General features: G+C 68.1%; 11 protein-coding genes and 2 pseudogenes. 7 read left to right on the forward strand and 6 right to left on the reverse strand.

What is annotated here, in order from left to right; genetic code table 11:
• The 3 genes from F0L68_RS40715 to F0L68_RS40725 all read right to left on the reverse strand — a co-directional run.
• On the reverse strand, positions 1-636 hold a 636-nt coding region (locus F0L68_RS40715), incomplete at its 3' end, for an SAF domain-containing protein (RefSeq protein ID WP_149855267.1).
• 112 nt (positions 637-748) lie between these two features.
• Positions 749-1822 carry a hypothetical protein gene (locus F0L68_RS40720; RefSeq protein ID WP_223199593.1) on the reverse strand — a complete coding sequence of 358 codons (1074 nt, stop codon included), beginning with the start codon at positions 1820-1822 and terminating at the stop codon, positions 749-751.
• Positions 1777-2151, reverse strand: coding sequence for a hypothetical protein (locus tag F0L68_RS40725; RefSeq protein ID WP_149855268.1), 375 nt, complete (start codon positions 2149-2151; stop codon positions 1777-1779). The genes F0L68_RS40720 and F0L68_RS40725 overlap by 46 nt, the downstream gene beginning before the upstream one ends.
• 544 nt (positions 2152-2695) lie before the next feature.
• Here F0L68_RS40725 and F0L68_RS44080 point away from each other — a divergent pair.
• Genes F0L68_RS44080 through F0L68_RS40735 form a run of 3 tightly spaced genes read left to right on the forward strand, consistent with a single transcriptional unit; the run spans position 2696 to position 3464 of the window.
• On the forward strand, positions 2696-2917 hold the full coding sequence (locus tag F0L68_RS44080) for an A24 family peptidase (protein WP_223199594.1): 222 nt from the start codon (positions 2696-2698) through the stop codon (positions 2915-2917).
• Positions 2893-3231 (forward strand): A24 family peptidase, encoded by a 339-nt coding sequence (locus tag F0L68_RS40730; protein WP_223199595.1) that lies wholly within the window; start codon positions 2893-2895, stop codon positions 3229-3231. Before F0L68_RS44080 ends, F0L68_RS40730 begins: the two co-directional genes overlap by 25 nt.
• Entirely contained in the window at positions 3228-3464 is a 237-nt protein-coding gene (locus F0L68_RS40735; RefSeq protein WP_149855269.1) for a hypothetical protein, read from the forward strand. The genes F0L68_RS40730 and F0L68_RS40735 overlap by 4 nt, the downstream gene beginning before the upstream one ends.
• 2 nt (positions 3465-3466) lie before the next feature.
• Here F0L68_RS40735 and F0L68_RS42995 read toward each other — a convergent pair whose 3' ends face one another.
• A complete protein-coding gene (locus tag F0L68_RS42995; RefSeq protein WP_188317114.1) occupies positions 3467-3628 on the reverse strand; it encodes a hypothetical protein in 162 nt (53 codons plus the stop codon).
• Positions 3629-3909: 281 nt separating this feature from the next.
• Between F0L68_RS42995 and F0L68_RS40745 the strand changes: the two genes are divergently transcribed.
• Both F0L68_RS40745 and F0L68_RS44085 read left to right on the forward strand, forming a co-directional pair.
• The gene (locus F0L68_RS40745) at positions 3910-4467 is read left to right on the forward strand and encodes a hypothetical protein (RefSeq protein ID WP_149855270.1); all 558 of its coding nucleotides are present in this window, start codon (positions 3910-3912) and stop codon (positions 4465-4467) included.
• A 127-nt stretch (positions 4468-4594) separates the two neighbouring features.
• Positions 4595-4720: pseudogene (locus F0L68_RS44085) on the forward strand (IS5/IS1182 family transposase); the annotation flags it as partial.
• Here the strand turns inward: F0L68_RS44085 and F0L68_RS40750 are convergent.
• On the reverse strand, positions 4718-7666 hold the full coding sequence (locus F0L68_RS40750; protein WP_306463221.1) for an ATP-binding protein: 2949 nt from the start codon (positions 7664-7666) through the stop codon (positions 4718-4720). The pseudogene F0L68_RS44085 and the gene F0L68_RS40750 overlap by 3 nt on opposite strands.
• Here F0L68_RS40750 and F0L68_RS44090 point away from each other — a divergent pair.
• Positions 7574-7777 (forward strand): hypothetical protein, encoded by a 204-nt coding sequence (locus tag F0L68_RS44090; protein ID WP_223199597.1) that lies wholly within the window; start codon positions 7574-7576, stop codon positions 7775-7777. The two genes, F0L68_RS40750 and F0L68_RS44090, sit on opposite strands and share 93 nt — an antisense overlap.
• A 72-nt stretch (positions 7778-7849) precedes the next feature.
• Here F0L68_RS44090 and F0L68_RS45000 read toward each other — a convergent pair.
• Positions 7850-8065, reverse strand: a pseudogene (locus F0L68_RS45000) (helix-turn-helix transcriptional regulator); the annotation flags it as partial.
• Between the two features lie 301 nt (positions 8066-8366).
• Between F0L68_RS45000 and F0L68_RS40755 the strand changes: the two are divergent.
• On the forward strand, positions 8367-8940 hold a 574-nt coding region (locus F0L68_RS40755; protein WP_149855273.1), incomplete at its 3' end, for a CHAP domain-containing protein.

Genomic DNA, 8940 nt, shown 5'->3' on the forward strand with positions numbered 1-8940 from the left:
CCAACTCACTTGACGAGACCCAGTGGTCTGCTGGTTGGGCGGCGAGGTCACGCTGGTGACCACCGCCGACCACACCGTGGTGGCCTCCGGGGCCGGCGGGCTCGCGAGCGCGGCACCCGCCTGGCCCGGCACGAACACCACCGCAACGTGCGTGCCCGGCGACACCTCCGGTGGGAACTGGCCCGCCTTCAACGACAAGGCCGCCAGTGCCTGTCCCGCTGCGGGAACACCGGTTCCGCTGAGAGCGTCGAGAGTGAGCAGGGCTCCAGCGGGCAGGGTCTGCGACATCGTCTTCCCCACGGCGCTCGCCGCCTGACTCACGTCCACCACAGACACGCCAGGGTCGGCGGCGACGGTGACCTGCTTGAGGTCCTGCGCGGTCAACACTTGCCCGACCGCCACCGGTCGCGCCAACGCCAGCACCGACTGCCTGTTCCCGGAGTTCAGCGACACCACCAGGAAAGCGGCGGCACAGGCCAGCACGAGCAAGGCACCCAGCAGCAGGTGCGGGACGCTGCGTCGGCGTTTGGTTCCGCGCAGCCGCGAGGCGAGCGTCGTTCCGCCCGTGGTCCAGGAGCCGTTGGTCGACGGCGCGGACCGATTAGTGTCCGGCCGGGTCGTGAAGTTGATGGTCACGCGAATACCTCCAGGCATGGGGGTAGTGCGCCGCGTCGCCGAGGTCCTTCAGCGAGCGGAAGAGCGGGTTGCTGTTGGTGTTGTTGTGAACGGAGGCCGCGCCTGGTGAGGGTCAGCCGCCGCCGTTGTTCAAGGCTTGGGACTCCGCGACGCGGAAGACCGTGTTGCCGGCCGTGGTCATGTCCGGGAACACCCCGCCCTGCCCCGCGCCGGACCAGGCGACCGTCCAATGCACCGTCGCGGTGACCGGGAACGCTTGCCCTGCTTGGCTTGCCGAGGAGGTGCGGTAGGTGTGGCCACAGTCCGGCGACGGCGCCTTCGGGTCCGTGCCAGGACGGAACGGGGTGCCCGCGCTGATGCACGACACCGTGCTGCCATCACCCATCGACCACGACACCGACGCCGGGGTGGCCACGGCCGTCACCGAAACCCCGGGTACTGCGGCGGTTGCGGAGATCGGCCCCCAGCCGCTCGACAACCACATCCACGTCGGGAGGTTCACCAACTGGGTGCCAGACGGGTTCGCCGCGATCGTCGGCGTCGGCAGCCGCAACTGCTTACGCGCCATCACCGCGAGCTCCGCGGGCGAAGGCAACTGCGCCGCGCCGGGTTGCTGGCCATCGGGAATCCACACCGGTGGCCGATACAGCGCGTCGACCGCCCCCGGCCCGGTGCACTTCCATACGTACCAAGCACCCTGCTGTCCTGCCTGTGGCCCTTCCACCGGCAGCGCCAGCACGGGTGCGATGGTCCGACCGAACGCCGCAGGTTGCACGGCGGCGGCACCCGAGCTCGACGGCGGGGTGTAGGCGGCCGTGACCACCCCGCCGGAGGGAGGCTGATAGTCGCTCCTGACATAGGAGCAGCTCGCCAGGTTCGAGTTCTGGCCGATGATCGTGTCGCCGGGATTGCTGTTGCCACTTCCGGGGTTGCCCGCGCCCGGACGGTCTGGCTTGTTGCCGGTGTCAGGTTTCCCGGGCTTGATGGTGTCGCCGCCTTTGCCCGCGCCGAGGTCGCAGACGGGGGCAGGCATCTGGTCGCACGTGGTGCTGCCGTAGCCGCCGTCAGCGAACGCCGGTGCTACACCGCACACGCCGCCGATGACCACCAGTCCTGTCACGATTGAGATGCTTCGTAGTTTCAGCATGTTCCCGCCTCGTGGACGCCGTACCCCGAGACCTTCCATGATCCGTCCGCCTGCTTCCGGACAACGGCGTTGATAAGGTGCCGGCCGCCCGGAGTGTCGTTGGCGAGTTGTCCGTTGGCGGTCTTGTATTTCAGCCAGCGCGAATCGTCGGAGCAGTCCGTGATCACGATCTTGTTCGGGTTGTCGGGAAAATCGACAGAGGACACCGCAGGCTCGTAAGTGGGTTCGCCCTTGGTTACCAGGCCGTTGTAGTGATCGGCATACAAGGACCGCGACATGTTCGTCAGTGCGATCCCTGTCGCGTGCTGACCCCGCCGCGGCGTCTGCCAGTCCGATGTGGTCCCGGCGGCAACGAAGTCCTGCCACATTCCTCGGTACGCCGCGAGCGCGTCCTGCTTGGCCCTGTCCCCGATGGACAGCGGGGGAGTCGGGAAGCCACGGTCGACGACGCCTGTGCGGCCAGTGGAGCCGTACTGGACGACGGGCTGCTCGCAGTACCGGAGCCGCAGGCCACGACCATCGCCGCGACACCTACTGCGAACACCGTCACTGCCCAGCGTTCGCCGGGCACTCCGACCTTGCCAGCCACCACAACCCACCCTCGAAACGGCAGAGAGATCACCTGAACATGAAGTGACCTCACTACGTCTACACCACTGACCCCGACTGACTTCAAAGTCTGTAAGCACCGACTTTGAAGTCGGAATGGCTCATCTACGACGGTTTCATCCTTTCGGGCTACAGACGTCACTGTCTGAGGTCGTCCTGGGGTAACACTGAGGACGCGACCGACGGATTCTTGGGGGCGATGTGATGTCAGCTCGACTACCGAACGTCGCCCAAGCCGGTGCGGGCTGATGTCCGCCGTGTTCATCGCCTCGTGGACGGCTGCTTACCTCGGCACCGACTGGAGTGCGTGCGGCCAAGCTGGCGGCCCCGCCGCTGACCGGGTTCGCGTTCGGCATGCTGGCCTGGCGCTTCGGTCACCAGCTCGACCTGCTGCCCTACAGCGTGCTCGCCGCGCTCGGTGTCGCGCTCGGCCTGGTTGACCTCATCGAGCGACGACTGCCCAGCGTGCTCATCTACTCCGGGACCATCCTCGTCGTGCCTTGCTGGCGACCTCGGCGATCTTGAACTCCCGCGGACCGGACTTCCTGCGCGCATTCGCCGGCATGGCGATCCTCGCCGCGTTCTACCTGGTACTCGCGTTGGTTCCCGGCGGTGGGGTGGGGGCCGGCGATGTGAAGTTGGGCGGCCTGCTCGGCCTGTCGCTCGGCTGGCTGAGTTGGTCAGCGCTCGTCGCGGCCACCGTCCTTGGTTGGTTCATAGCCGCCCTGGTGTGGCTGCCGCTTCAGGCGACCCGACGAAGACCTCGCGGTTCGCTGGTGCCGATGGGGCCGTTCCTGCTGTTCGGAGCCTTGCTCACGATCGCTGTGGTCCCGGCGTGACGTCGCTGCAATCACCGGCGATCGACAGCTACTCGGCGTCGAGCCACGCGATAGGGCGCGCTGTGTACGGGAAAGGCGCGCGCATCCGCGAGCCCGTTGACGCGATGCTGCACGAAGACCTCGACGCACCACCGGAGAACCGCCACACCATCCGCAGGATCTGTCAGCGACTGCTCGACGAGCACGACGTCCACGCCTCCTACTCCACCGTTCGCAGCTATGTCCTCCACTGACGTCAGGAGATGGGCCTGCCGCCGACGGTCACCAGGGCACCGCGCCGTCCACGCCAGCCGCCGACCGGCAAGCCCGGCCACAGCCAACCGCCCGCCAACCGGCTCCCCGACGGGGTCCGCGCAGCCATCAGGCAGTTCGCGTTCAGCCTGGCCAACGTAACCATCGACCCCGACCTCCTCCACGGGGATCGACTACCGCGCACGACTCGCCGAGTCCGGAATCGCCCTGGAGACTGCTTTCGCGATCTTCACCAACACTGTGGACCTCGATTGGCGCGGCAGCCCAGCCAGCCAGGCGCAGCCCAACACCGCGCCGCGCAATGGATCCGCCTCCATCGCGACCACGGTTACCACCCTCAGCCACCATTCGAGAGCTGGGAGACCGAACGCATCTGACCGGCGAAAACACGATGCTGGATGGCTTCGGATCATGGACAATCAGCATGTGTCCTACTTCGACATCCAGGGATACCAACCTCAGTCGCTCAATGGCCTGCGAGCGAGTGGCACCGCACATGGCCAACGGCTCCACGCCTTGACTGGCCGTCGCCTGCGCCGCGCCTGGCTGCTCTGGGACCTCGACGCCGACGAATGGTTTGCCGATGGCCCAGTCCTGCTGGACTTCGACGGCGAGCAAGTCGAGATCAACCACGCGAAGTTCAACGACCTGTCCATCACCTGGAACACCCCTGACCCCACGGGGCAGCCCACCTGGGCCTACGGTGACTGGGGCCATCCCGACGACCACGTCTTCCACCTCGGTTGGCGGCATGACGCTCGGCCGGAGCTGACCGCTCTGCAAGGGCAGCCACTCCAGGCGGTCGAACTGCTCGAATACGCCGGTGGTGACATGGCCGACGGCATGATCGCGGTCAGCTTCGCGTTCGCCGAGGCGCGGATGACAGTGTCCAACGGCCTTGACGAGAACGCTCTGGAGTTCGGCGCTCCCGATCTCCGCTACCACCGGCACTCGCTCTCCGCTGACGGTGTCGGGCCGGCATAGCTGAGACAGATCAGCCCAGAACCTCGTCCCAGGCCTCATTGGCTGAGAACGATCACCGAAGCCTGTCTCAGTCAACCGGGCCCTCGCAGGTCAAACCGTGGCCCAACGCCGCCTCCAATGCGACAGGACAAATGTTCCCGTTGCCAGCCAAAGAATCGACGCCGCCAAGAAGATCGTCGGGAGAAAGTGGGGCATCGCCACCGACACGCTCGGCCTGCTCCTCGCCGTCGTCGTCACCGCCGCGAGCCTCTCACGGGCGTGGTTGCGCCGACAGGCCAACCTCCACGTCGCATACCCCAGCTCCAGTGCAACTCGTCAGCTCGCGGTACTCACGCGCCCCTTGACTCGCGAAGATGGACAATGCCTCGGCGAGGGCGACGGCGGCGCGCGGGCGATCCCCAAGTGCGGTGTGCACCGATGCCAGGTCGCGGAGTCCGCGTGCCCGGAACAGGAGCGCGTCCAGCGGCTCCCACACGGCAAGCGCCCGTTGGAGGAACACCTCGGCCTCTGCCGGCCGGCCTTCGGCTAGATGAAGCTCCGCGATCGTGCGCAGGACGATCCCCTGGCCGAGCGGGTCGTGGTGCGCCTCGCACACCGACAACGCCTCCTCCAGCGGGGCCGATTCCCCTCTACCAAGCCGGATCTGGGCCTTCACCAGGGACTGGACGGTGTAGGCGGCCATGAGCTCATCGCCGATCTCGCGCAGAATATCCAAGGCCTGACGGCTGAACTCCACGGCCGCCTCGTGCTCGCCCTTAGCACGGTGGACCAGGCCGATCCCTCGTAGGGTCAGTGCCTCGCCTCGCCGGCTGCCCAGTCGCCGATAGCACACAAGCGTTTGGTCGAAGGCCGTGAGCGCGGCGGCATAGTCGCCCAGTTCGAGGTCGACGGAGCCGCTAAGGCGGCCGGTGTAGCCGAGGCCGGCGTCCTCCTCCAGGGCCGCGAACATGGCGCCGGCGCGCGCAAGGTGGTCTCGTGACTCGCGCAACTGTCCCTGCTCCCGGCAGGTGGCTCCGATCGAGGCCAGTGCGACGGCCTGCCCGTATTCGTCACCGCTTTCGTCGAACACGGTGAGTGCCCTGTCCAGCAGTTCGCGCGCCAACGGATAGCGGTCGGCCTCGTAATGGAGTTGGCCAAGCCCAGTCAACAAGGTGGCCTCACCGACTCGATGCCCGGTACGCCGCGTGGCGGTCAGGGCGGCCTCGTGGGTGCGGTGCCACTCATCGAACCGGTTGCCGGTGAGGTAGGTCGACGCACCAAGTGCCGCCGCGAGTTCGTAGGCGACGTCGGTGAGATCACGACCAGCGGCGCGTTCGACGGCGGTGGACATGGGCGACCCTTCGGCCTCGAACCATCCCGAAGGATCGGCGCGGGCCTGCTCGGCCACCCAGCCCTCGACTGCGCGGGCGGTGCCATACTCGCGGCACGGATCGGGATGCCCGGACGGCTCGTGCGCGGCGACCTGGGTGACCAGCCACAGCCACCCGCCCAGCGCTCGCTGGATGGCGGCTCGCTGGACCGGCTCAGTGTCGGTGGCCTCGGCTTGTTCGGTGGCGTAGACCCCGACGAGGTCGTGCAGGCGGTAGCGGAGTTCGCCGAGCCGGTCCACTCCGGCGATCTCGACCATATGCGCCTCGACGAGGCGCTCGAGCAGGTCCTCAGCCTCCACGGCCGGCAGGTCCATGAGGGCTGCCACCACCCAGGAGGCGAAGTCGGGCACGCCCAGCACTCCGAGCAGGCGGAACGCGGCGCGGGACGGTTGGTCCAGCGCCGCATAGCTGAGCTTCAGACAGGCCCGAACTTCGAGGTCTCCTGCGGACAGTTCGTCGAGGCGGCGTCGCTCATCGGCGAGCCTGCGCGCAAGGGCGGTCAGCGGCCACTGGCGCCGCACGCCCAGTCGTGCTCCGGCGATGCGCACGGCCAGTGGGAGCCGGCCGCACAGCCGCACGATGTCCCGCGCGGCGACAGGGTCCTCGGCGATTCGGTCTGGTCCGATCATCCGGTCCAGCAACTCGATGGCGGCGTCCTCCTCGAGCATGCCCAAGGCGACGACGGTGGCTCCGGACAGTCCGGCCAGGCGGCGACGAGAGGTGATCACGACACCGCAGCCAGGTCCGCCGGGCAGCAGGGTGCGCACCTGGCGTTCGTCGCTGGCGTCGTCCAGCACGACGAGGATTCGCTTGCCGGCCACCAGGCTGCGAAACAGGTCGAGTCGCTCGGCGACGCCAGGCGGAACGGCACCGGCCTCGACGCCCAGGGAACGCAGGAACCTGCCGAGGACATCGTGCGGGGTGATCGGAAGACCGGAACCGCCGCGAAGTTGGGCATGCAGTTGGCCGTCGGGATAGGACCCGATGAGGCGGTGAGCCGCCTGGATCGCCAAGGTCGACTTGCCGGCGCCCCCGGGACCGGCGATGACCCACAGGCCCGGTTCGGCCAGGCCCGCGACCAGTGTGGCGAGCGCCGTGCTGTGACCGACGAAATCAGCGAGCGCCGGGGGCAACTGGGCCGGAACAAGGTGCAGCGGCGCCAGATGGGGTTCGACAGTGGTGACCGGAGCCGGCGCGAGCACGGGGTGGCGGCCCAAGCCCCGGTCGTCCGCTGCCAACTCGCCCCGGTCGCGGCGGGCGTCGCGTAGTTGCGTGACCAGCCCGGTAGAGGGCTGGCCCGGCTTGCGGGTCAGACGGGTGCCAGCGACACGAATTGCCTGCGGAAGGTGGTCATACAGCGACACGACCTCGGCGACCGCCTCCGGCTCGACGGCCACCCGGTCACCCCTCACGATGTGAGTGGACATGGCCACGGCTTGCTCAGTAGGCAGCATGTCCAGCGTCAGCGAGACGGTGACGTCCAGCGCTGGCATGGGATGGCGTGTGGTGACCAGCACCAGGCAGCCCGGCGCGTCGGGGAGCAGCTGGCCCACCTGGGTGGCATCGCGGGCGTTGTCCAACACCACGAGGACCCTGCGTCCGGCGAGTTGGTTCCGCCACAGGTCGGCGCGCCGCCTTGGTGCGGCGGGGATCCTCTGCGGGGGTACTCCGAGCCTGCGCAGCAGGATGTCCAACATCACGGCTGGGGCAATCGGCTCGCGTCCTGGGGTGAACCCGTGCAGGTCCACGAACAGTTGAGCGTCGGGAAACCGCGCCGCCAGGGCGTGGGCCGCGTGCACGGCCAACGCGGACTTGCCTACGCCGGCCATTCCGTCGATCACCGAGACCGCCACCGTGGTGGCCGCAGCCGCCGCCAGCCCCGTGAGCTGGGCAAGCTGCTCCTCGCGGCCGACGAAATCCGGCAGATCCTCAGGCAGTGACTGACGGCCAACCCTGGAATCGACGTTGTCGGGTTCGGTGTCCCCGCGAGCCGCTGCCAGCAGCGCGTCCCGTTTGGTCGTGGACAGACCGAGCGCGTCGACGAGCTGCCTGATGGTGGCCGCCCTCGGCGTGTGGCGGCCGGTCTCCAGACCGGTGATCGTGCGGACCGACACTCCGGACCGCTCGGCTAGCTCCTCCTGCGTTGCTCCAGCCCCATGTCTGAATGAGCGCAGCATCTCCCCGAACCGGTCCGCCATGCACAACCCCCACGCAACACAGCCACCCATCCCCCAGCGCGGAGGCTAGCAAGTTGCCGAGGAGTTGCCGGGTAGTTGCGTGGTGATGGGCGACAGATCACGTCACGCTGATCAATGTCAGCTTGCCGGGCGACCGCTCGACGAGAGCAAAGCCTTGCTGTGGCGTCGCGAGCCACGCGGGAGACAGGTCGACCGCGCCCCGGGATCTGCCATGACAGCTGAACGGGTCCGTGCGGCTGTCACGGCATCGCCGGGAAACGCCGGACAGCCCGTTCGACTGATGGCAGGCGGCACCGTTCCCATTCCATCGCCCCACCGAAAGGTTCACCTGATGAAACGCGGGTCATCCCTGATACGTCGTGGCGCCGACCGAGCGCGCGCATTGCTTGTCGCCCTGGGCATCGCCTTGGGCCTCTTGGCGGCCCCGCTAGCGGCCCACGCAGCGACCCCCGGCGGTATCGCAGCCATCGCACAAGCACAAGTCGGCAAACCAGGATCTGACTTCTGGCCGCAGCCGGAGGATTGGTGCGCCGACTTCGCCGGATGGGTCTGGCGTCAGGCCGGGGTAGTCGGCGCGGGGGAGATCCACAGCGCCGTGTCGGACTTCCAGGACTACGGCACCCGTCACGGCACCGGCTCCTCGACCCCGCACGTCGGGGATGCGGTGGTCCACAAGGCACCTGGCCACTCACACGTGCAGATCGTGGTCGGCGTATCCGCTGACCGTTCCCAGATCCAGACCGTTGGGGGCAACGAGTACGGCAGCATCTGGGACAGCCGGGGAGTCCACTTCCAGGACTGGCACGACACCTGGGCGGACGGGACGACGGAGTTCGTCAGCCCGGTGGGAGTAAGCCAGAGCGTCGGGGTGCCGGTCACCTCAGGGGTGCCGACGTTGTCGTTGT

This window comes from Solihabitans fulvus (assembly GCF_008386585.1).
Classification (GTDB): Bacteria; Actinomycetota; Actinomycetes; order Mycobacteriales; family Pseudonocardiaceae; genus Solihabitans; species Solihabitans fulvus.

What these genes read in the sequence shown, in the direction of transcription:
- F0L68_RS42995 (WP_188317114.1), bottom strand. Translation starts at nt 3,628, where the DNA reads ATGGTTACGTTGGCCAGGCTGAACGCGAACTGCCTGATGGCTGCGCGG.
- F0L68_RS40720 (WP_223199593.1), bottom strand. Translation starts at nt 1,822, where the DNA reads ATGGAAGGTCTCGGGGTACGGCGTCCACGAGGCGGGAACATGCTGAAA.
- F0L68_RS40725 (WP_149855268.1), bottom strand. Translation starts at nt 2,151, where the DNA reads ATGTGGCAGGACTTCGTTGCCGCCGGGACCACATCGGACTGGCAGACG.
- F0L68_RS40750 (WP_306463221.1), bottom strand. Translation starts at nt 7,666, where the DNA reads ATGGCCGGCGTAGGCAAGTCCGCGTTGGCCGTGCACGCGGCCCACGCC.